The organism is Actinacidiphila sp. bgisy167 (assembly GCF_057707665.1).
Genome location: NZ_JBYIQP010000030.1, coordinates 43,914 through 64,475 on the forward strand (window position 1 = coordinate 43,914; position 20,562 = coordinate 64,475).

Sequence of the window (20,562 nt, forward strand, 5' to 3'; positions counted from 1 at the left end):
GCCCCCGGGACGGTCCGGGTCCCGGCTGCACGCCGGGACCGCGGGCCGGCCGAACGACCGCGGGACCGCACCCGAACATCACCCCGGCGTCCGTACTTCCCGTCCGCGGCCGGATCGAGCGCCAGGCGGTAACCACGCTTGACCACCGTCTGGACGAGCGCCGGCGCCCCAACGCCGCCCGCAACCGCGCCGTCGCCGTCTCGACGGCGTGCTCGTCCCGCCCCGCACCCGTCAGCACCCGGAGCAGGTCGGCCCGGGAGACGACCCAGCCGGGGCGCCGGGCGAGCGCGCGGAGCAGGGCCATCCCGGACGGCGGGACGGCGCGCCGCTCGCCGTCGACGAGGGCCGCGTGGCCGCGGATCTCCAGGCGCTTCCCCGCGGCCGCCGGTCTCCCAGAACTCCTCGTCCTCCGGATCCCAGCGCTCGATCAAGCGGCCGCCCCTGCGAGCGGCGGTGCTCGGGGCAGTTATGACGCCTCCTGGCCCTGATGGCTCGTCGGGTGATGCACACGACAGCAGGAACGGCGCGTTTCCGCCCGATGGCCCGAGGTGACCGCCACGCAACCTTGCGCTCACCCGGAGCGCTGGCTCCTTGGGAGCGCCTCGGGCGCCATGACGCGGGCGTCGGCCTCGGGCAGCCAGGCGCCGTCCGGCGGGGTGAGCCGGCCGTCCTCGTCGGCGAGGCGCCGCGCGGCCACGAGCAGGGCGTCCAGTCCGAGGTGGCGCAGTACGCGGCACCACACCATCGAGACCGGCTGTCTCCCTGCGGCGCGGAGCCCGGCGCCGGGTCTGACGTCCCCGGCCGGAAAAGCCGGAAGGCGATGTCCGCCCCGCGCGGTGCGCGGGGCGGACATCGCCTTCCGGCGGGTCAGTGGAGATGGCGGGAATCGAACCCGCGTCCTGTGGTGCGGAATCAGGGCTTCTCCGAGCGCAGTCCGCTGTGCTTTTCTCGGCCCCGGCAGTCACGCGGACAAGCCGCCGACGGGCCCAGCCACTGTGTGGTTTCCCACCGGGCCCCGTGGCCGGGCCCAGTGGTTGAGTTCCCTAGCTGATGCCAGGATCCGGGTCGGGAACAGTCCCGGGCTGACACTCCGCGGAGTCTTCGCTTAGCTACTGATTAGGCAGCGAGGGCGAAGGCGGAGGAATCGCTCTTATTGTTGGCGATTATTTTTTTCGGCATATGGTTTACGAGATCATTGCCGCTTCCTCGGCTCGCTTCCCCTGCTTCGACATCCCCAGTCGAAACCGATCATCCCCATGTTGATTTTTCAAGCTGCTCGCCGGGCGGTGACCGTCCGGCGGTGCTGACGCCATCGTACGTGACCGACGCGCACGGTGGCCAGTGCATTCCGGTGCGTGCGGCGCGCGCCCGCGCTCACTGCCCGCGCTGGCGGCGGCGCGCCGCCGAGACGGCCCGGTCGGCCTCGCGGCGGTCCTGCTTCTCGCGCAGGGTCTGCCGCTTGTCGTACTCCTTCTTGCCCCGGGCCAGCGCGATCTCGACCTTCGCCCGGCCGTCCTTGAAGTACAGGGCGAGCGGCACGATCGTGTGACCGGTCTCCTGGGACTTCTGGAAGAGCTTCTCGATCTCCGCTCGGTGCAGCAGCAGCTTGCGCTTGCGCCGGGCCGAGTGGTTCGTCCATGTCCCCTGGGTGTACTCGGGGATGTGCACGTTGTGCAGCCACGCCTCGCCCCCGTCGAGCTGGCCGAAGCCGTCGACCAGGGAGGCGCGTCCCTGGCGCAGCGACTTCACCTCGGTGCCGGTGAGCACCAGACCCGCCTCGTAGGTGTCGAGGATGTGGTAGTCGTGCCGCGCCTTCTTGTTCTGCGCGATCAGCTTGCGACCCGTTTCCTTTGCCATAGCGCGGCCATTCTCGCACCTCGGCGGGTCCGGGGGTACCGGTTTGCGTGCCGGTCAGCGGGTCGGCGCGCCCAGGCCGTCCAGCACCTCGAGCGCCTGGGACTCGGCGTCCGCGCCGCCGGTGACCGCCAGGTCGGGCTCGATCCCCCGCCCGTCCACCCGCCGCCCCGCGGGCAGCCGGTAGTGACCGACGGTCAGCTCGGCGACCGAGCCGTCCGAGAGGCGACTGGGCATCTGCACCGAGCCCTTGCCGAAGGTGCGCGAGCCCACGACGACGGCGCGCCCGCGGTCCTGGAGGGCTCCGGCGAGCAGTTCGGCCGCGCTCATCGTGCCGCCGTCGACCAGGACGACGAGCGGGGTGCCGGTGTCGCCGGCGTCGTCGGCGTAGAGCGCCTGCTGTCTGCCGTGGACGTCGTAGGTGGCGACCAGGCCGCCGTCCAGGAGCGCCGAGGCCACGCCGACGGCCTCGGTGACCAGGCCGCCGGAGTTGCCGCGCAGGTCCAGGAGTATGCCCCCGTGTCCCGGTCGGCCGGCCAGGGCCCGGCGGACCTGCTCGGCGACGCCCTTGGTGAAGGCGTCCACCGTCACGACGGTGGCGCCGCCCGCGAGGTGCCGGACCCGTACGGACTCCGTCGGCAGCAGGGCCCGCCGCGGGGAGGCCTCCCAGGAGCGCGCGCCGCGCCGCAGGCCGAGCGAGACGGGGGTGCCGGCCGCCCCGCGACCGCGCAGCCTGGCGACCACCTCGGTGACGGGAATCCCGGTGACCGCGACGCCGTCGATGCTCGTCAGCCGGTCCGCGGCGTGCACGCCGGCCCGGGCGGCGGGACTGCCGGACTGGACGCGGTCGATCCTGATGCGGCCGTCCTCGGTGCGCCGCACCCACAGGCCGACCCCCACGTACCGGCCGTCGAGGGACTGCTCGAAGCCCTCGTACTCCTGCGCCGTGTAGAAGGAGGACCAGCGGTCGCCGCTCCGGCTGACCAGGGCCTCGGCGGCCTGCGGGCCGACCTTGCCCGCCGCGATCGCCGCCGCGATCTCGTCGGTGTCGGCGACCGTGCCGGCCGGGATGCGGGAGTGCGGCGGCGTCCGCCGCTCCCCGACGAGGTGCCCGAAGGAGCCCGCCGCGGCGCCGGCCGCCAGGACCGCCCCGAAGACCAGCGTCAGCGTCGCGGCGTGGCGCAGCCGGCGTGGTCTCCCGGGCGGACAGTGGCTCAGCACGTCGGGCAGTCTAGGCGAGAAGCGCGCACGGCACGGGAAGCCGGCCGCGCGGCGCTTCCGGCGCGGACCACGCCGTGCGGATCAGACCTTGAGGTACTTGCGCAGCGCGATCAGGGCCGCCAGGGCGGGCATCAGCACGCCCACCACCAGCACCAGCGGCAGCACCTGGACCACCTCGCCCCAGCCGAGGAAGTTGATCAGCGGCACCTTGGCCTGCAGCTCCAGGCCGTGGTCGATCAGGAAGTAGCGGCCCACCAGGAGCATCAGACAGGCAAGACCGCCGCCGACCAGGCCGGCGAACGCGGCCTCCATGATGAACGGCATCTGGATGTAGAAGCTGGACGCGCCGACCAGCCGCATGATCCCGGTCTCACGGCGGCGGCTGAAGGCCGACACGCGCACCGTGTTGACGATCAGCATCATCGCCACCGTGAGCATGAACCCCAGCACGACCACCGCGGCCAGTGTCATGCCGTTGAGCAGTCCGAAGAGGTTGTTCAGCAGGGCCTTCTGGTCCTGCACCTCCTGGACGCCGGGACGGCCCTCGAAGGCGCTCGCGACCACCTCGAACTTGGTCGGGTCCTTGAGCTTGACCCGGAACGACTCCTGCATCTGGTCCGGAGTGACCGTGTCGGCCAGCGGCGAGTCGGGGAACTGCTCCTGGTAGTGCTTGTAGGCGTCCTCCGCGCTCTCGTGGAAGTACTTGTCCACCAGCGGCAGCGCCTTGAGCTGCTTCTCGATGTCCTGCTTCTGCTCCTCGGTGACGGCACCCTTGGAGCACTGGGGTCGGGTCTTGGCGTCGTTCTTGTTGCAGAGGTAGATCGACACCTGGACCTTGTCGTACCAGTAGCCCTTCATCGAGTCGACCTGCTCGCGGGCGAGCCACGAGCCGCCGGCGAGCGCGAGCGAGAGGGCCACGGAGACGATGACCGCGAAGGTCATGGTGAGGTTGCGCCGGAGGCCGACGCCGATCTCCGAGAGCACGAACTGGGCGCGCATGTTGTCCTTTCAGAAGGCCGCGGTGTGCAGGGCGGGGCCCCGGCTCAGTGCTGGTAGCCGTAGACGCCGCGGGACTGGTCGCGGACCAGTCGCCCCTTCTCGAGCTCGATGACGCGCTTGCGCATCTGGTCGACGATGTTCTGGTCGTGGGTGGCCATCACCACGGTGGTGCCTGTCCGGTTGATGCGGTCCAGCAGCCGCATGATGCCCACGGAGGTCTGCGGGTCGAGGTTTCCCGTGGGCTCGTCCGCGATCAGCAGCATCGGGCGGTTGACGAACGCCCGGGCGATCGCCACGCGCTGCTGCTCACCACCGGACAGCTCGCCCGGCATGCGGTCCTCCTTGCCGCCGAGGCCGACGAGGTCCAGCACCTCGGGGACCGTCTTGCGGATGGTGCCGCGCGGCTTGCCGATCACCTCGAGGGCGAACGCCACGTTCTCCGCGACCGTCTTGTTGGGCAGCAGGCGGAAGTCCTGGAAGACCGTGCCCAGTTGGCGGCGCATGTGCGGCACCTTCCAGTTGGACAGCCGCGCGAGGTCCTTGCCGAGCACGTGCACCACGCCGGTGTCGGTCCGCTCCTCGCGCAGGATCAGCCGCAGGAAGGTCGACTTCCCGGAGCCGGAGGAGCCCACCAGGAAGACGAACTCGCCCTTCTCGATTTCCAGCGAAACGTCCCGAAGTGCAGGACGGTTCTGCCTGGGGTAGGTCTTGGAGACGTTGTCGAATCGGATCACGGTCGCACTCCGGATACAGGGGATCGGAGGCGACCTTACGCGAACGGCCGCGGCCCGCGCAGTCCACGGTCCGTGATGACGGGTTTATCCACCGACCACCAGGGGACAAAGCCGGCATTGGCCACATACGTCACTCTTCGCAGCCGCCGTCCGCGCGGAACGCGCCGAGCGTCGCGGAAGCTGGCACAGTGGGTCGGGGGGCTCGGGAACGTACCATCCCTGTCGCGCGTTGTTCATGTGCGGCCATCCAGGCCGCCTGGGAGGAGGCGACCGCATGACAGTCGACCGACTGGTGTGCGCCAACTGCGCCGGCCCCGTCAGCGAGGGCCGCTGTGCGGTCTGCCGCGCCCATCGCGCCCGCATCCAGCAGGAGAACCCCTTCGCGGCGATCTCCCCGGCGGCGCTGATCGCCCTGCTGGTGGGGCTGCTCGCGGTGGCGTGGGTGGTGCACGAGGCCACGGTGTAGCGCTGCGCACACACACGACAAGCACAGGGGCCCCGCGCCGCTCAGGCGCTGACGGCCCCTGCGGCGTTCCCGGCGGCCCAGGACGCGCACAGGGGCGTGCGTCAGACGGCGGCGTTGCGGTGGCCGCCGACCAGGCGCGGCATCAGGCGGAAGCCGAAACCGCCCGCGATCATCGTGGCGGCGCCGACCAGCAGGAACAGGCTGTCGCCGGCACCGGTCTCAGCCAGCTCTTCCGTGGTGTCACCCTGGGTGACGACCTCGGTGGTGCCGAGGTTGTCGGTGTTGGTGTTGTCGGCGCAGGTCACGCTGTCGCCGTCGAGGGTGCAGGTGGTGCCGTCGCCGTCCGAGCCGCCGGTGCCGGAACCGCCGGTCCCGGAACCGCCGGTTCCGGAACCGCCGGCGCCGTTCCCGGTGCCGGCGTTGCCGTTGCCCGCATTGCCGTTGCCCGCATTGCCGTTGCCCGGATCGCCGTTGCCGTTGCCCGGATCGCCGTTGCCGTTGCCGTTGCCCGGGTCGGTGGGCCCACCGGTCGAGTCACCCGGGTCCGGGTCACCGGTCGGGTCGCCCGTCGTCGGGTCACCGGTCGGGTCGCCCGTCGTCGGGTCACCGGTCGGGTCACCGGTCGTCGGGTCACCGGTCGGGTCGCCCGTCGTCGGGTCACCGGTCGGGTCACCGGTCGTCGGGTCACCGGTCGGGTCACCGGTCGTCGGGTCACCGGTCGGGTCACCGGTCGTCGGGTCACCGGTCGGGTCACCGGTCGTCGGGTCACCGGTCGGGTCGCCCGTAACGCCGGTGGTGGGGTCGTCGTCACCGTCCAAAGAGGCGGAGACGCCGACTTCGGTACCGGCCGCGTTCAGACCGATGTCCAGGCCGACGGCCTGCGCGGCACCGGCGGCCGTCAACGACCCGCCGGCCGCGATCACCGCGGCAGCGGCTATGCGGGCCATCCGCAGCCGCGTGTTCTTCTTGCTCATCTGGCAACTACCCCCAGTAGCTTCTCGTCAGTGGAGCAGCGTCACAGGGGGAGCGTCCTGCGGGGCGGTGCACTGCAAGGCCGGGGCTGAGACCACCGGCCGCGCTCGCCCCCGTTCGCTCGCGCCCCAGTCATACGCATGCCGCGGATCACGATTCCCAGATTTCACAGCGCCGTCAAGGGCCTTCCAAGCGCAATGCCGGAATTGGCGGCCTATGCCACCCACTTGCTTACGGGGCTGTGACCCAAGAAGCACAACTGCCGCCCATCGGACGGCAGTTGTGAAGACCTCGCGAAAGGACGACGCGTCAGGCGCGCACGTCCTGCTCCTGCTGCTTGCGCCAGCGGATTCCCGCCTCGAGGAAGCCGTCGATGTCGCCGTCGAGGACGCCCTGCGGGTTGCCGACCTCGTAGTCCGTCCGCAGGTCCTTGACCATCTGGTACGGGTGCAGCACATACGAACGCATCTGGTTGCCCCAGGAGTTGCCGCCGTCGCCCTTGAGGGCGTCCATCTTGGCCTGCTCCTCCTGGCGGCGCCGCTCCAGCAGCTTGGCCTGCAGGACGTTCATCGCGCTGGCCTTGTTCTGGATCTGGGAGCGCTCGTTCTGGCAGGAGACCACGATGCCGGTCGGGATGTGGGTGATCCGGACCGCCGAGTCGGTGGTGTTGACGCCCTGGCCGCCGGGCCCGGAGGCGCGGTAGACGTCGATCCGCAGCTCGGTCTCGTCGATCTCGACGTGGTCGCTCTGCTCGACGACCGGCAGCACCTCGACGCCCGCGAAGGAGGTCTGGCGCCGGCCCTGGTTGTCGAACGGCGAGATGCGCACCAGCCGGTGCGTGCCCTGCTCGACCGAGAGGGTGCCGTAGGCGTAGGGCGCCTTGACCACGAAGGTCGTGGACTTGATGCCGGCCTCTTCCGCGTACGAGGTCTCGTAGACCTCCGTCGGGTAGCCGTGCCGCTCGGACCACCGCAGGTACATGCGCTGCAACTGCTCGGCGAAGTCGGCGGCGTCGACGCCGCCCGCCTCGGCGCGGATGTTGACCAGCGCCTCACGGGCGTCGTACTCACCCGACAGAAGGGTGCGGACCTCCATCTCGTCCAGCGCCTTGCGCACCGACTCCAACTCGGCCTCGGCCTCGGCGCGGGTGTCCGCGTCGTCCTCGGCCTCGGCGAGTTCGAAGAGCACCGCCAGGTCGTCGATGCGCCCGCGCAGCGCCTCGGTCTTGCGGACCTCGGCCTGCAGGTGCGACAGCTTGCTGGTGATCTTCTGTGCCGCCTCGGGGTCGTCCCACAGCGACGGCGCCGCCGCCTGCTCCTCGAGCACGGCGATGTCTGCCCTCAGCTTGTCGAGGTCCAGAACGGCCTCGATCGAGGCCATGGTCGACGAGAGGGACTTGAGCTCTTCGGATACATCCAGGACTGCCACGCCCCCAGCGTACCGGCACGCCGCGCGTTGCCGCTCCGGTGCGCCGGGACGGGTCGGCCGCCGGCCGGGAAACCCCGTTACCGCTCAGGCCGGGAGGGGGGCCGAGGCATGGGCGAGCGTGCCGTCGGGGCGCCGGAGGTAGAGGGTCAGGGTGTCGTCCGCGGTGGCCAGGCCGGGGTGGGAGGAGGTGCCGGCGGAGAGCGGCACCGGGGTCCACGCGCCGCCGTCGAGGACCGCGGCGACCAGGGCGCCGTCGGCGGCGGGGGCGAGGACGAAGAGCCGGCCGTCGGACACGGCGGGTTCGGGACGGCCCGTTGCGTCGAGGCCGGTGACGATCTCGGAGGGGCGCCAGGCGCCGTTGACGTACGACAGGCGCAGCACCGCGCCGTCGGCCTTGCGGACGGCGAAGGCGTCGAGCGTGCCGGGCGCGGCCGACACCAGGCCGGGGGCGGCGGTGATCCGGCCCGCGGTGGGGACCAGTGCCCAGGCGTTCCAGCGGCCGTCGGTCCAGGAGGAGGTGACGAGGTCCCCGCCGGAGCAGCCGACCAGGTCGATGCGGCCGGGCGCGGAGGACGCGGCGGCGGGGGTGGTGGTGAACCGGGCGGGCTGGTCGACCTGGTACCAGTCGCCCCACGCTCCGCCGCTCAGGGTGCGGCGGTAGACCCTGTGGTCGGTGCCGAGCGCGAAGACGTCCAGCTGTCCGGCTCGCGACGAGACGACCGAGGGGTCGTCGGCGACGCTTATACCGGTGAGCCGGTGCCAGGCGCCGGCGGCCAGATACCAGATGTTCTTGTCGCTGCCCCGGGTGAAGACATACGTGGTCCCGGACACGGCGATCGCGCGAGGGCCTCCGACCGGGTGGACGTCGCGGTCAGGGAGGCGGGGCAGCGCCGTGTAGCCGGACCAGCGCAGCGCGGCCTCCTCGGTGGTCGCCGCCGGGGTGTCGACCGCGCCCTGCGGGGAGGCGGCGGCGCCGGTGGGGGCGGTCGGGGTGGTCGAGGCCTCGCTGGTCGGCTTGTCCTCGCGGCTGGTGGAACCGGCGTCGTCGTCGGAACCGGAGGCCGCGATCGCCCAGCCGCCGAGACCGACGACCAGCGCGGCGGCCGCCGCGGCGCCGATCTTGACACGGCGGCGCTGGAGGGCGTCGGGGACGGCCCGGTGGCGGGCCCGCTGGCCGGGCACCGGGGCGGGCCGGGCGCCGGCCAGTTCCTCCGCGGTGGGCAGCTTGATGCTGGTGTGCGTGTCGCGCGTCGAGTCGGGTGCGGAGCCGCGGACCAGGGGGACGGCGCCGCGCGGCCGGGTGGCCGGCGCGTCGTAGGGCTCGGCGGGGGAGCCGGGGTCGTACGCCTCCTCGCCCTGGTGGTCCCCGGGCGCGTCCACCTCCAGCGGGGGCAGTCCCGCGAGGGACGGGAGCAGCTCGCGCAACCGGGCGCCGACCTCGGCCGCCCTCAGCCGGGAGGCGGGGGCCTTGGCGAGGCACTGGGAGAGCAGCCGCCACAGCTCGTCCGGCAGGTCCGGCAGCGGCGCGACCGACTCGGTGACGTGCCGGCGCAGGACCGCGCCCGGGTGGCCGCCGCCGAACGGGGTGAAGCCGGCGAGCAGTTCGTACAGGACGGTGGCGAGGGCGTAGATGTCGACCGAGGCCCGCGGCGGCAGGCCCTCGATGATCTCCGGGGCCAGGTAGTCGGGGGTGCCGATGATGCGGGTGGCGCGGGTCCGGCGCGGGGAGTCGACCAGCCGCGCGATGCCGAAGTCGGTGAGCAGCGCCGGGGGCGCCCCGCCCGGTCCGGGCGGGGCGGCGCTGTCCAGCAGCACGTTCTCGGGTTTGACGTCGCGGTGGACGACGCCCGCGGCGTGCGCCGCGGCCAGGCCGTCCGCGACGTCCGCGGTGATGGAGACGGCTGCCGCGGGGGTGAGCCGGCGTTCGCGCTCCAGCCGGGAGCGCAGGTCCGTGCCGCGGACCAGGTCCATGACGAGCGCGAGGTCGCTGCCGTCGACCACCAGGTCGCGGATGCCGACGATGTGCGGGTGGTGGAGCGCCAGCAGGGCCGTGCGCTCCTGGACGAAGCGGCCGACGAGGTCCTGGTCGGAGGCGAGGTCCTCGCGCAGCAGCTTGATGGCGACCGGGCCCTCGGGGCCCTCGCCCAGCCACACCGTGCCCGCGGAACCCCGCCCCAGCACCTGGTGCGCGGTGTACCGGCTGCCGATCTTCCGTCCCAAGGCTGCTCCGACTCCTCCGAGGTGCCGTCGTGTTGGCGACAAAGCTACGCGGATGCGAGCCGGTTGGGGGAGCCTGGCAGGGGTGAGTGCGGCTTCTCCGGGAGAAATCACCCTCCAGAAGTCGACAAATCACCACCCCGGCCTCAGTGGAAGGTGACGGTGGGCCGGCCGCCGGAGGCGCACCCGCCGCACGGCACCGGGCGGTGCCCGGCGCCGTGCGCGCGTCGTGCGGGGGTCCTACGGGGTGCCGCCGGAAGTCCCGGAGCCGCCCGAGGAGCCACCGAGGTCCGAGACCCACTTCCAGAAGCCCTCGACACCGTCGCTGGCGGTGCGCCACAGGCTCCTGCCCTCGCCGATCCACTCCTGGACGGGGGTGAGGTACCAGACGAGCAGGATGATCACGATCAGCACGATGATCATCGTGAAGCAGCCCTTGAGGCACCCCAGGCCCGGGATCTTCATGGGGTTGGCGCTGCGCTGCCGAGGCTCGCGGTACGCGGCGGGCTCGGGCGCCGGCGGGCGCTGGGGCTCGTAGCGCTGGTGCTGCGGCTGCTGGTGGCGCGGCGCGTACTGCTGGGGCTGCGGCGGCTGCTGCCGGGGCTGCGGCTGCGGCTGGTACCGCTGGGGGTGCGGCTGCGGGGCCTGGGCGGGCTGCCGGTACGGAGGCTGCGGCTGCGGCTGCGGCTGCGGCTGGTGCGCCTGCGGCGGCTGCTGGGCGGCCGCCCGGCGGGGTCTGCGACGCAGCGGGTCCTGCTCCGGGTCCAGGTACTGGATCTCGGTCTGCTCGGCGCGTGCCCGGGCGCGGCTGAGCTGCGACTCCCACGGGTGCGGCCCCTGCGGGGCGTCCGGGCCGGAGCCCTGCGGCCCGTCCGGCACCGGCGGCATCACACGGGTGCCGTCGCCGGACCCGGCCGACGCCGAGCCGCCCGGGATCACCCGCGTCGCGTCCGCCGCGCCGGCGGCAGAGGCGGGCAGCACACTGGTCGCGGCATTGGGGTCGTACGCGTCGTACCCGCCGGCGGGCGGGCGGTTCGGCAGCACCTGGGTGCGGTCGGCGGCGCCCGGCGGCACGAGCGGCGTGTCCGGGACGGTCGCGGGGGCCGGGTCCGGCGCGAGCAGCGAGGCGACGCCGAGCGCAGCCTCGGACTGCGCCGGGGAGGAGTGCACGCCCACACCCGCCGCGACGACGCGCAGGGCGCGGGCCAGGTTCTCCGCGCTGGGCCGCTCACCGGGCTCCTTGCGAAGGCAGCGCTCGATGACCGTCCACAGCGGCTCGGGCACGGTGGAGGGGCGGCGCGGCTCCTCGCTCAGGTGCTGCTGCAGCACCTCGAGCGCGTTGTCGCCCCTGAAGGGCGGACGGCCGGTGACCAGTTCGTACAGCAGGATGCCGGCGCCGTAGACGTCCACCGCCGAGGTCTGCGGACGGCCCTGGGCCGACTCCGGCGCTATGTAGGCGGGCGTGCCGACGAACTCGTGGGTGCGGGTGACGCCGGGCGAGTCCGCCAGGCGCGCGATGCCGAAGTCCGTCAGCATCGGGTGCATCTGCTGGGCGCCGTCCGGGCCCTCGACCGTGGCGAGCAGGACGTTGGCCGGCTTCAGGTCCCGGTGGACCACGCCGTCGGCGTGGCTCGCCGCCAGGGCGTCGGCCACGGCGGCGGTCAGCAGGGCGGCGCCGACCGGCGAGAACGGGCCGTTCTCGCGCAGGTGGCGGTAGAGGTCGGGGCCGTCGACGAGGTCCATCACCAGGGCGAGCAGCTCGCCCTCCACGACCAGGTCGCGGACCCGGACGATGTGGGGGTGGCGCAGCCGGAGCAGGACGGAGCGCTCACGCAGGAAGCGCATGACGATGTCCGGGTCGCTCGCCAGCTCCTCCTTGAGCACCTTGATCGCGACGGTCTCGCCGGTGTCCCGCACCTGGGACCGCCACACGGTGCCCGTGGCTCCGCGCCCGAGCGGCTCCACCAGTTCGTATCTGCTGCCTACCGGCCGCACGTTCGCGCTCCCTGGATCTTGGCCTGGTCCATGGCCTGTTTCGCCCACTGTAGTGCCGCCGCGTGGGAGCGGGGCTGCGTTCCGGTGCGGGGCGGGCATGGGGTTAGGACGCCGAGTACGGTCGTTTGGTTGCTTTTTCCGACCAAAGCCGACTACTCAAGATCGCAAAGATGGGCACCGGCGGCGAACTGTCGGCGGCGGGTGGGAGGATGCGTGTCGCGGACGTGCATCACCGATCGAGCCGGCCCATCCGGGCCGGCCGAGCCGGGGAGGCCGCCGTCCGCTCCTGTACGTGTCGACGTCCCGGGCAGGGCGGGGTGGGGTCGGGGTCCCGCGCCGCGGTGGATCGGGCAGAAGGGACCGTGGACGGAGATGCAGATCCGGCTGACCGTTCTCGGGCCGCGCGGCGGCCGCGCGGCGCGCTCCTGCGACGTGCTGGTCACCGCGCCCGCGGGAACACCCCTCAGTGCCGTGGCCGGCGCCCTCGCGTCGGGCTCGGGCGGCTCGGGCCAGCCGGCGCGCGGCGGCAAGTCCACACCGCCGCTCTACGCGGGCGCCGAGCGGCTCGACCCGGCGACGGCCGTCCTCGGGGTGCCGCCGCTGCTCGACGGCGCTGTCCTGTCGCTGCACTCCCCCGCCGACGGGCACGACGTCGGCCGCCCCACGGCCGCCGCCCGGCTGCATGTGGTCGGCGGGCCCGACGCCGGTGGCGTCCACCTGCTGCAGGGCGGCCGCGTCCGGGTCGGCCGGTCGGCTGACGCGGACGTGCCGCTGGACGACCCCGACGTCTCCCGGCTGCACTGCGCCGTCACGGTGGACGGCGAGGGGCGGGTCACCGTCGCCGACCTCGGCTCCACCAACGGCACCACCCTCGACGGCGCTCCGGTCGGCGAGCGCGCGGTCCCCTTCCCCGCGGGCGCGCTGCTGCGGATCGGCGAGTCGACCCTGCGGCTGGAGCCCGCGCCCCCCGGGTCGGCCGTCCCCGCGCCGCCTGCCTCCATCCCGGCCGTCCCCGACGCCGAGGGGCACCTGCAGGTGGCCCTCCCCCCGGCCTCCTGGCCGGACACCGGCCGTGTGGCGACCTGGCGTCCCGCCCCCGCCCGCCCCGAGGACGGAGGGGACCGCGGCCCCTCGGAGCGGGCCGCCGCGCGGACGGCGGCGCCTGCCCCCGGCCCGACGACCGCCGGCACCGGCTCCGGGCACATCGTCACGGCCTCCCCCGCAGCTCCCCCGCCCGCTCAGGGCCGGGCGGAAGCCGCGCCGCCGGCCACCCCGGCCCGGCGGGACACCCCGCAACGCGGCCTGCCCGAGCAACCCCCCGCCGACGCGCCCTCCCAGGGCCGCCGCGGCGGCGGGCGCGCCGCGGAGGCCGGCAGCCGGATGGCCGGCGCCATAGGGAGCTGGGCCAGACGGCTGACCACCGGACGCGGCATCCCGGGCGTCGAGGGCTCCGCGGCCGGTGGGACGGGGTACGACCAGGCCGACGCGGCGGCGCTGCGCGAGCGCTGGCCGGATCCCGCGGCCGTCCTGCTCACCGCGCTCGGGCCGGGCCCGCGGCTGTGGGAGCGCGGTCCCGGCCATCCCGACCTGCTCACGGTCCGGCTCGGTACCGCCGACCTGACCGCCGAGGACGGCTTCCGGACGCTGCCGGCCGTGCCGTTCACCGTCGACCTGCGCGATCCGCACACCCATGTGCTGGGCCTGGCCGGACCGCGCCCGCGGCTGTCCGGGCTGGCCCGGGCGGTGCTCGCCCAGCTCTGCGCCCTGCATCCGCCCGGCGTGCTGGAGGTCGTCCTGATCAGCGCCGACCGCTCCCGTCCCGCCGAGCAGCGGGCCGAGGAGTGGGGCTGGCTGTACTGGCTGCCGCATCTGCGTCCGGCCCACGGACAGGACTGCCGGCTGCTCACGGCCTCCGACCGGGAGCAGGCCGAGGCCCGGGTCGCCGAGCTCGTCCGGCGCATCGAACAGGGCCCGCTCGGCACCGGCTGGGCGACGGCCACTGTCGAGATGGTCGCCGAGGCCGCCGCCCGCCGCGAGGGCCCGTACACGCTGCTGGTGGTCGACGGCGACCCCGGCTCGGCCTATCTCCGCGAGGCCGCCGACCGCATCGCGGCCGCCGGGCCGTCGGTGGGGGTGCACCTGCTGTGCCTGGCCGAGAGCCCGGAGCGGCTGGCCGTCCGTTGCGGCGCCGTCGCCGTCCTGGAGGGCGACGTCGCGACGACGCTGCGGATGGCGCCGCACGGCCCCGCGCACATGACCATGGAGGCGGTGTCGGCGGCCTGGGCGGAGCGTTTCGCCCGGGCCCTCGCCCCCCTGCGCGAGGGCGACGCCACACCGCGCCCCACACGCTCCGCGCTGCCGCCCTCCGCCCGGCTCCTGGACGAGCTGGACCTGGCACTCGCCACCCCCGCCAAGATCTCCGGCCGCTGGGCCGAGCCGGCTCCCTCCGGTGGCGCCGCGGCGGCCGTCCTGGGCGCCGGGCCGGAGGGCCGGATCCTGGTCGACCTGGCCGCCGAGGGGCCGCACCTGCTGATTGGCGGCGCGGCGGGCTCGGGCAAGAGCGAACTGCTGCGTTCGGTGGCCGCCGCACTGTCCGCGGGCGAGCGGCCGGACCGGCTGGCCCTCGTCCTCGTCGACGGCGCCGGGGCGGAACGGGGCGAGGGCCTGCGCTCCTGCACCGACCTGCCGCACGTCTCGACCTACTTGTCCGCCTCGGACCCGGTGCGGATGCGCGAATTCGCCCAGGCGCTGTCGGCGGAGCTGAAGCGCCGTGACGAGGTGCTGGGCGGGGCCGACTTCGCGCAGTGGCACGAGCGCCGCCGGCGGCCCGCCGTGCCCCGGCAGGGGGAGCCGGGCCGCGACCCGGCCGCCGCGGCCGTCCCGCAGGCGCGCGGCGCGGTGCGGGTGCGGACCCGCACCACCGAGCCGCTGCCGCGGCTGGTCGTCGTGGTGGACGACTTCGACGCCCTGGTCGCCCCCGCGCTCGGCAGTCCCGGCCGTCCCGCCGCGGGTTCGGTCGTGCGCGCCCTGGAGAGCGTGGCGCGCGACGGCGAGCGGCTCGGCGTCCACCTGGTCGCCGCGACCGGCCGCCCCGAGCGCACCGCGGGCACCGACGCCGACGAGGCGGCGCGGCTGCGGATCGCCCTGCGCACCGAGGAGCCGGAGTCGGCGGTGCTGCTGGTCGCCGTCGAGGAGCCGGCGAGCGTCGACGACGCCCTTCCGGGCCGCGGCTATCTGCGCCGGCCGGACGGCGCCGTCACCGCCTTCCAAGCCGGCCGAATCAGTGGCCGGATCCCGAGGACGGCGACCCTGCGGCCGACCGTGGTCCCGCTGGAGTGGGACCGCATGGGCGACCCGCCGGCCCGCCGCCCGGTCCGCGAACTGGGCAACGGCCCCACCGACCTCGCTCTGCTGGCCAGCGCCCTGCAGCGTGCCGCGGAGTCCGCGTCGGCCGATCCGGCGCCGCCGCTGCTCTGATCCGCCCCGGCCCGTACACCCGCCCGCCCGAACGGCCGTGCGTACGGAACGCCGTCACGCCCGCCCGCCCGAACAGCCGGTCACAGCCAGGTCACGATCCAACGGCCGTGTGCCGAGGCGCCTGGTTCGGCCCCACCCTGGTGACGCCCGCGACCACGGGGCGCAGCTGTGGATGCGGGCGGGCTACGCCGTGGCGATGATCGCGGCGGGCCTTGCCGCGCTGCCGCGGTAGCTGCCGGCGGCGGGACGGGGCGGGCGAACAGCGGCTTTCCGCCCGCGTGATCATGCCCCTGGGCGGCCCGGCGATCGCCTCGCCGGGCATCTTCCCGTTCCTGTGGGTGTGGAACGACATGCTGTGGCGCTGATCTTCTCCAACGCCGGATCACAGCCGATCACGGTCGCGCTGCAGCAGCAGGTCCGGCGGTTCGGCACCACCATCGACGTCCTGTCGCCGGGGCCTGCGTCGCGATGGCCGTCCCGCTCGTCGTCTTCGTCGCCCTCCAGCGGCAGTTCGTCTCCGGCGTCATGGCGGACGCCGTGACGTAGCCGGACCACGACCCCGTGGAGCACCGCAGGTCAGGGGGCAACACTCCGTCGCCGGACGGGTCGCCGTACGCGGCGCACGCACGGGATATAACGGACATACGCCGCGTAAGCCAACATTACGGATGTGCTGCCTTGCCCCGGTTCAGCGTCATCGTGCCCGTCCACAAGGTGCAGGCCTATCTGCACGAGTGCATGGAGTCCGTGCTCGGGCAGAGCTTCTCGGACTTCGAGGTGATCGCCGTCGACGACCGCTCCCCCGACGCGAGCGGCGCCATCCTCGACGCCTTCGCGGCCCGCGACCGCCGGGTGACCGCCCTGCACCTGAAGGAGAACGTGGGCCTCGGCCCGGCCCGCAACGCCGGGATGGCCCGGGCCACCGGCGACTACCTGCTCTTCCTCGACAGCGACGACACCCTCGCCCCCGGCTCCCTACAGGCCCTCGCAGACCGCCTGAAGGAGACCGCGGAACCGGACGTGCTGGTCTACGACTACGCCCGCACCTACTGGGACGGCCGCATCGTGCGCAACCAGCGCGCCGCCCTCCTCGCCCAGGACGGCCGCCCGGCCGGCCCCCTCGACGACCGCCCCGAACTGCTGCGGCTGCTGCCGGTCGCCTGGAACAAGGCGTACCGGCGGGAGTTCGTCCAGCGCCGCGACGCCGCCTTCCCACCCGGCTGGTACGAGGACGTGCCCTGGACTTACCCCCTGCTGCTCGCCGCCCGCAGCGTCGCCGTGCTCGACCGGGTGTGCGTGCACTACCGGCAGCGCCGCCGGGGCAGCATCCTGCGCACCACCAGCAGCCGGCACTTCGACATCTTCGACCAGTACGACCGGGTCTTCGCCTTCCTCGACCGCAACCCGGCGCTCGACGGCTGGCGGCCCGCCCTCTTCGGACGGATGACCGACCACCTGCTGGCGGTCTACAACACCCCCGGCCGGCTGCCCCGCTCGGCCCGAGGCGTCTACTTCCAGCGCTGCAGCGTCCACTTCCGCCGCTACCGCCCGCAGGAGCCCGGCCCCCGTCCCAACGGCGTCCCCGGCGGCACCCGGCGGCTGCTCGTACGGCTCGGCGCACGGCAGGTCTTCGACGCCGTACGCACCGCCAACTCGCTGCGCAGGAGGCTGCGGCGGCTGGCGAAGGACTCCGCGCGGGCGGCCCGGGAGGCGGTGCTGCGGCTGCACTACCGGCTCCAGCGGCGCCGCTCCCTCGACCCGGACCTCGCGGTCTTCGCGGCCTGCCGCTACGGCGGCTACGCCGGCGACCCCGCCGCGCTGGAGGCCGCCGTCCGCGACCTGGCCCCGCACATCCGCACCGCGTGGATCACGACTCCGGCGTACGCCCACACCCTGCCGCGCGGCGTACGCCGGCTCCAGCCCGGCTCACCGGCGTACTGGACGGCGCTGGCACGCGCCACCTACCTGGTCAACAACCGCAACTTCCCGCACGCCTACCGCAAGCGGCGCGGCCAGGTGAACCTCCACACCCATCAGGGCACCCCGCTGGGCCGCATGGGCCTGGACGTCCAGGGGCACCCGGCGGCCTCGGCGGGCCGGGACTTCGCCCGGATGCTCGCCCACATCGACCGCTGGGACTTCTGCCTGTCCGCCAACCCGCACTCGACGGTCGTCTGGGAACGCGCCTACCCCGCCGGCTACACCACCCTGGAGCACGGCCGGCCCGCCAACGACGTCCTGCTGCGCGCCGACGCCGACGACGTACGGCGCATCCGCGCCGGACTCGGCGTCCCCGCGGGCTCCACGGCGATCCTGTACGCCCCCGCGCACCGCGACTACCGCCTCGGCTTCCACCCGCCCGTCGACCTGGGCCGGCTGGCCCGCGAACTCGGCCCCGGGCATGTCGTCCTGTACCGCGCGCCGTACGGTCACGGCGGCACCGCCTCGCTGCCCGAGGGGCTGCCGGACACCGTGCTGGACGTCTCCGGCCACCACTCGGCGCAGGAGCTGTGCCTGGCCGCGGACGGGCTGGTCACCGACTACTCGCCCCTGATGTTCGACTTCGCCGTCCTCGACCGCCCCATCGTCGTCCACGCCGAGGACTGGACGGCCTACCGGGCCGCCCGCGGCGCCTACGTCGACATCACCGCCGAAGCCCCCGGGCCGGTCGCCCGCACCGAGGACGAACTGCTGTCCGTCCTCACCACGGACGCCTGGCACGACCCCCGCGCGGCACAGGCGCGCGCCGCGTTCCGGGCCCGTTTCTGCCCGTACGACGACGGCCACGCCGCCGAGCGGGTCGTCCGCCGCGTCTTCCTCGGCGAGGACGGCGGCCAGCCCGCCGTCCTCCCCCCGGAGCACCGCACCCCGGCCCCGCCGGCCCGCCCCTGACGCCCGGGCCCGGAACGCGTACGACGCCGACCCGCGGGCCTACGACGACCCGGCAGGCCCGAGCCACGCGGCCGCACCCGAAAGGTCCCCGGCCCCGGCCCGGAGCCGGACGGGCACGCGCGCCCCGCGGAGCGCCGCAGGCTCACCCCGGGGGCGGGGCGGGGGTGCGCTCGTCCGGCTTCAGGACGGGCAGCAGTTCGCGCTCGCCCAGCAGCACGCGGCGTACGGCGCGCTCGGCCGCCCGCCCGTCGTCCCAGGGGCAGAAGCGGGCCCGGAAGGCCGCGCGCAGCTCGGCCGCCTCGGGGGAGGACCAGGCGCCGGTGCGGAAGGCGCCGGCGATGGCGGCCTCGTCGCGGGCGACGACGCCCGGGGTCTCGCCGGGGCGGCCGGAGACGAGGTCGAAGTAGACGCCGCGCGCGGCCCGGTAGACCTCCCAGTCGGCGGCGTGCACGACGATCGGGCGGTCGAGGGCCGCATAGTCGAACATCAGCGACGAGTAGTCGGTGAGCAGGGCGTCGGAGGCCAGGCACAACTCCTCCAGCGGGGTGTGCGCGGAGACGTCCAGAGCTCCTTCCGGCAGCTCCGCCGCGCCGGTGCCGGGGTAGAAGTAGTGCGCGCGGACCAGCACCAGGTACTCCCTGCCCAGTGCCCGGCACAGCCGGCCGAGGTCCAGCTGCGGGACGAACTCCCGCTGGTAGTCGCGGTGCGTGGGGGCGTACAGGATCGCCCTGACCCCGTCCGGGATGCCCAGCCGCGCCCGGATGCGGCGCACGTCGCCGGCGTCGGCCGTGAAATAGGCGTCGTTGCGGGGATAGCCGGTGGGCAGCGTCAGGTAGCCGCCGGGGTAGACCCGCTCCCAGACCTCGCTGGAGTGGGGGTTGGCGGACAGCGAGTAGTCCCACTGGTCGGCGTGCTCCAGCAGGCGGCGGAAGCTCATGCCCTTGGCCACCGCCGGGTGGGCGCGCAGGTCCATGCCCATGTGCTTGAGCGGGGTGCCGTGGTGGGTCTGCAGATAGATCTGGCCCGGGCGCTTGACGACCTCCCCGGTGAAGTTGGCGTTGTTCACCAGGAAGCGGGCGCGGGCCAGCACCTCCCAGTAACGGCGCGAGTTCACCTCCACCGCGTCGACGCCCTCGGGGACGGCGTCCCTCCCGCCGCGCCGGACGACCCACACCCCGTGCAGGTGCGGGGCGAGCTCGCGGGCCTTGCGGTAGATCGCGGCGGGGCTGCACAGCACCCCCCTGTTCCAGTACGCCGCGTACACCACCAGGCCGTCGTCGAGCGGGCGGCGCCGCTCCAGCGCGTACCAGCGGCGGTACACCTCGCGCGCCGCCGCGTTGCGGCGGACGCGCAGCCGCCGGGCGGCCCGGGCGCGCAGCTCCGCCGCGCGGTGGGCGGCGAAGCTGCCGGGCAGCCCCGCGCGGCGGAAGAAGGCGGCGCGGTCCTGCGGGCGCAGCCGTCCGGGGTCGTCCAGGACGGCACGCAGCCGCCGCTCCCGCTCGGCGCGCAGCACCGGCAGGTCGTGCCGGGCCAGCAGGGCGTCGTACCGGTCGACGAGGGCGAGGTGCTGCGGGCCCGGCGTGCTGGAGAAGCTGCCGTGGCGGCGCCTGCGCCAGGTGACGCAGACCCGGTCCAGGCAGGCGATGCGCGGGGCGGCGAGCAGTGTCTCGTACGCCACCGGGACGTCCTCGTAGGGCCCGGTGCCGAAAGCGAAACCGGCCCAGTAGTCGCGCCTCACCACCCGGTTCCAGGCGGCGGGGAACACGGTCAGGCACTCGGGGCGCTCGGTGGCCCGGAAGGCGGCGTGGCCGGCGAGGGCGGCGGAGTGGAGGAAGGGGCCGTCCCCGCTGCCCGCGCGGTGCTCCCACACGTCGAGCCGGTCGTGGTCGAAGAGCAGCACCTCCGGATCGCCGGTGGACCGCAGCCGCGCGTCGAGCGCGGCCGGCGCGCCGGGCGCGAGGAGGTCGTCGGCGTCGAGGAAGAGCAGGTAGTCGCCGCTGGCGCGGGCCGCTCCGGCGTTCCTCGCCGGGCCGGGCCCGCCGTTGCGGGGCTGCCGCAGCAGGAGCACCCTGGGGTCGGCGGCGGCCACCTCCTCGACGACGGCTGCCGAACCGTCGGGCGAGCAGTCGTCGACCGCGACGACCTCCAGGTCCGCGTAGCCCTGCCCGAGCACCGACTCCAGGCACGCGCGGACATAGCCCTGCGCCTTCCATACCGGGACGATCACGCTGAACCGAGGCATAGCGCCGAGCGTATGCAGGGCCGGCCCCCGGCGCCCGGCAGGTCACCCGAAAGGCGCAGGCGAGG

At 74.3% G+C, this 20,562-nt stretch carries 13 protein-coding genes, 1 other RNA gene and 2 pseudogenes; 4 read left to right on the forward strand and 12 right to left on the reverse strand.

The window, feature by feature from the left end:
• Nucleotides 1-92: 92 nt before the first annotated feature.
• The 7 genes and pseudogenes from AC3ET4_RS14640 to ftsE all read right to left on the reverse strand — a co-directional run.
• Nucleotides 93-379, reverse strand: a pseudogene (locus tag AC3ET4_RS14640) (winged helix-turn-helix domain-containing protein); the annotation flags it as partial.
• Nucleotides 380-571: 192 nt separating this feature from the next.
• Nucleotides 572-745, reverse strand: a complete 174-nt coding sequence (locus AC3ET4_RS14645; protein WP_431949213.1) for a hypothetical protein — start codon at nucleotides 743-745, stop codon at nucleotides 572-574.
• A gap of 123 nt (nucleotides 746-868) precedes the next feature.
• Nucleotides 869-1,256, reverse strand: a transfer-messenger RNA (tmRNA) gene (ssrA, locus tag AC3ET4_RS14650).
• Nucleotides 1,257-1,374: 118 nt separating this feature from the next.
• Complete coding sequence (gene smpB, locus AC3ET4_RS14655) at nucleotides 1,375-1,857, reverse strand: SsrA-binding protein SmpB (protein WP_431949215.1); 483 nt, start codon at nucleotides 1,855-1,857, stop codon at nucleotides 1,375-1,377.
• A 54-nt stretch (nucleotides 1,858-1,911) separates the two neighbouring features.
• Complete coding sequence (locus tag AC3ET4_RS14660) at nucleotides 1,912-3,075, reverse strand: S41 family peptidase (protein WP_431949217.1); 1,164 nt, start codon at nucleotides 3,073-3,075, stop codon at nucleotides 1,912-1,914.
• 81 nt (nucleotides 3,076-3,156) lie between these two features.
• Nucleotides 3,157-4,074: a permease-like cell division protein FtsX gene (ftsX, locus tag AC3ET4_RS14665; protein WP_431949219.1), complete on the reverse strand. Its 918-nt coding sequence runs from the start codon at nucleotides 4,072-4,074 to the stop codon at nucleotides 3,157-3,159.
• A gap of 44 nt (nucleotides 4,075-4,118) precedes the next feature.
• On the reverse strand, nucleotides 4,119-4,808 hold the full coding sequence (ftsE, locus tag AC3ET4_RS14670; protein WP_431949221.1) for a cell division ATP-binding protein FtsE: 690 nt from the start codon (nucleotides 4,806-4,808) through the stop codon (nucleotides 4,119-4,121).
• A 274-nt stretch (nucleotides 4,809-5,082) separates the two neighbouring features.
• Between ftsE and AC3ET4_RS14675 the strand changes: the two genes are divergently transcribed.
• On the forward strand, nucleotides 5,083-5,274 hold the full coding sequence (locus tag AC3ET4_RS14675) for a hypothetical protein (RefSeq protein ID WP_431949223.1): 192 nt from the start codon (nucleotides 5,083-5,085) through the stop codon (nucleotides 5,272-5,274).
• A 101-nt stretch (nucleotides 5,275-5,375) separates the two neighbouring features.
• Here AC3ET4_RS14675 and AC3ET4_RS14680 read toward each other — a convergent pair whose 3' ends face one another.
• The 4 genes from AC3ET4_RS14680 to AC3ET4_RS14695 form a co-directional block, all read right to left on the reverse strand.
• On the reverse strand, nucleotides 5,376-6,248 hold the full coding sequence (locus AC3ET4_RS14680) for a hypothetical protein (protein ID WP_431949225.1): 873 nt from the start codon (nucleotides 6,246-6,248) through the stop codon (nucleotides 5,376-5,378).
• A 307-nt stretch (nucleotides 6,249-6,555) separates the two neighbouring features.
• The gene (gene prfB, locus AC3ET4_RS14685; protein ID WP_431949227.1) at nucleotides 6,556-7,674 is read right to left on the reverse strand and encodes a peptide chain release factor 2; all 1,119 of its coding nucleotides are present in this window, start codon (nucleotides 7,672-7,674) and stop codon (nucleotides 6,556-6,558) included.
• Nucleotides 7,675-7,758: 84 nt separating this feature from the next.
• A complete protein-coding gene (locus AC3ET4_RS14690; protein ID WP_431949229.1) occupies nucleotides 7,759-9,894 on the reverse strand; it encodes a protein kinase domain-containing protein in 2,136 nt (711 codons plus the stop codon).
• A 237-nt stretch (nucleotides 9,895-10,131) separates the two neighbouring features.
• Nucleotides 10,132-11,886, reverse strand: a complete 1,755-nt coding sequence (locus tag AC3ET4_RS14695; RefSeq protein ID WP_431949231.1) for a serine/threonine-protein kinase — start codon at nucleotides 11,884-11,886, stop codon at nucleotides 10,132-10,134.
• Between the two features lie 372 nt (nucleotides 11,887-12,258).
• Between AC3ET4_RS14695 and AC3ET4_RS14700 the strand changes: the two genes are divergently transcribed.
• The 3 genes and pseudogenes from AC3ET4_RS14700 to AC3ET4_RS14710 all read left to right on the forward strand — a co-directional run bounded on the left by AC3ET4_RS14700 (nucleotide 12,259) and on the right by AC3ET4_RS14710 (nucleotide 18,255).
• On the forward strand, nucleotides 12,259-15,363 hold the full coding sequence (locus tag AC3ET4_RS14700) for an FtsK/SpoIIIE domain-containing protein (protein WP_431949233.1): 3,105 nt from the start codon (nucleotides 12,259-12,261) through the stop codon (nucleotides 15,361-15,363).
• A gap of 239 nt (nucleotides 15,364-15,602) precedes the next feature.
• Nucleotides 15,603-15,909 (forward strand): annotated as a pseudogene (locus AC3ET4_RS14705) (ABC transporter permease family protein); the annotation flags it as partial.
• 132 nt (nucleotides 15,910-16,041) lie between these two features.
• Entirely contained in the window at nucleotides 16,042-18,255 is a 2,214-nt protein-coding gene (locus tag AC3ET4_RS14710) for a bifunctional glycosyltransferase/CDP-glycerol:glycerophosphate glycerophosphotransferase (RefSeq protein WP_431949235.1), read from the forward strand.
• Nucleotides 18,256-18,397: 142 nt separating this feature from the next.
• Here AC3ET4_RS14710 and AC3ET4_RS14715 read toward each other — a convergent pair whose 3' ends face one another.
• Nucleotides 18,398-20,497 carry a bifunctional glycosyltransferase/CDP-glycerol:glycerophosphate glycerophosphotransferase gene (locus tag AC3ET4_RS14715; protein ID WP_431949237.1) on the reverse strand — a complete coding sequence of 700 codons (2,100 nt, stop codon included), beginning with the start codon at nucleotides 20,495-20,497 and terminating at the stop codon, nucleotides 18,398-18,400.
• Nucleotides 20,498-20,562: the final 65 nt, after the last annotated feature.

What these genes read in the sequence shown, in the direction of transcription:
- AC3ET4_RS14645 (WP_431949213.1), bottom strand. Translation starts at nt 745, where the DNA reads ATGGTGTGGTGCCGCGTACTGCGCCACCTCGGACTGGACGCCCTGCTC.
- smpB (WP_431949215.1), bottom strand. Translation starts at nt 1,857, where the DNA reads ATGGCAAAGGAAACGGGTCGCAAGCTGATCGCGCAGAACAAGAAGGCG.
- ftsX (WP_431949219.1), bottom strand. Translation starts at nt 4,074, where the DNA reads ATGCGCGCCCAGTTCGTGCTCTCGGAGATCGGCGTCGGCCTCCGGCGC.
- AC3ET4_RS14675 (WP_431949223.1), top strand. Translation starts at nt 5,083, where the DNA reads ATGACAGTCGACCGACTGGTGTGCGCCAACTGCGCCGGCCCCGTCAGC.
- AC3ET4_RS14680 (WP_431949225.1), bottom strand. Translation starts at nt 6,248, where the DNA reads ATGAGCAAGAAGAACACGCGGCTGCGGATGGCCCGCATAGCCGCTGCC.
- AC3ET4_RS14700 (WP_431949233.1), top strand. Translation starts at nt 12,259, where the DNA reads ATGCAGATCCGGCTGACCGTTCTCGGGCCGCGCGGCGGCCGCGCGGCG.
- AC3ET4_RS14715 (WP_431949237.1), bottom strand. Translation starts at nt 20,497, where the DNA reads ATGCCTCGGTTCAGCGTGATCGTCCCGGTATGGAAGGCGCAGGGCTAT.